The sequence below is a fragment of the Oleiphilus sp. HI0066 genome, from assembly GCF_001635725.1.
This window is the reverse complement of record NZ_LWFH01001715.1, coordinates 1-1,010: the sequence shown is the minus strand read 5'-3', so window position 1 is coordinate 1,010 and position 1,010 is coordinate 1. Positions and strand designations below refer to the sequence as shown.

1 protein-coding gene and 1 pseudogene are annotated in these 1,010 nt (G+C 43.7%); one reads left to right on the top strand and one right to left on the bottom strand.

Going from position 1 to position 1,010, the window contains the following annotated elements:
• A pseudogene (locus A3738_RS32215) lies at positions 1-319 on the top strand (hypothetical protein); the annotation flags it as partial.
• Positions 320-377: 58 nt separating this feature from the next.
• On the opposite strand, the gene A3738_RS26830 reads toward A3738_RS32215, so the two are convergent.
• A partial coding sequence (locus A3738_RS26830) for an enoyl-CoA hydratase-related protein (protein WP_068763975.1) occupies positions 378-1,010 on the bottom strand: 633 nt, incomplete at its 5' end.

The window sequence follows — 1,010 nt, the reverse complement described above, 5'->3', positions numbered from 1 at the left end:
GCGTAGTGATAAAGGCAGCCCAACCGAAATTATTCTTGGCAAAAAACAGATACAACGAGATATCAAAATACGCGCGAGCTCATTGATGAGCCTGCCAGCTATCGCGGCACGCACTAACTGCTTATGTACAGTGCCACGAAGAGTTGCCGCAAATGCACAACAAACGCTTCCACTCGAAACTTATGAGCTCCCCTTCGAGACCAATAAAATCAAAGCATATATGATCTATCACCGAGACAAACGCAATAATCAGGCACATTCTTGGCTTCGCGGTCAGATCAATATGCTCTTAGATAAACTTAGACAATCAGGGTCATGAGAGCGGCTATAATACGTCGAAACCAATGCAGTTTTTGTTCAACTAAATGCAAGCCAAATCAATATTCCCACGGATAAAAACTTGGCATATCCGTAGAGCATTTCTGTTTATATTCAGCAGGCCGCTTTTCTAAGAAAGCACTAACGCCCTCTTTACCGTCAGCAATACTTTGGTAAAACATCCCTAGAGAATCAATTTTATGTGCTTCTAAAGGATGTCCTTTTGCCGAATTTCGATACAGCATCTGGCGAGTAAGCGCTAGCGCAACAGGACTATGCTTAGCAATTCGACGAGCTAGAGCATAAGCCTCATTAAGCAACTCTTCAGCTGGCAATACATTCGTCACAAATCCAATATCTTTTGCCTCAGCACCATCAATAATGTCACCGGTAAAGCAAAGTTCTAATGATTTTGGTAAACCGACAATACGGGGCAAGAACCAAGAGGAGCATGCTTCAGGAACGATGCCTATCTTGTTAAACACAAATCCAATCCGCGCTTTTTCGGACGCGAGACGAATGTCCATTGCGCAAGTCATTGTGGCACCAATACCAACCGCGGCACCGTTAATTGCAGCAATAATCGGCTTACGACATTTATAAATTTCGAGCGTTAACTTGCCACCCTCATCACGAATACCGTCATGAATCTCAGGGGCATCAAGACGGTCATTCATATCATCTAAAGTAGG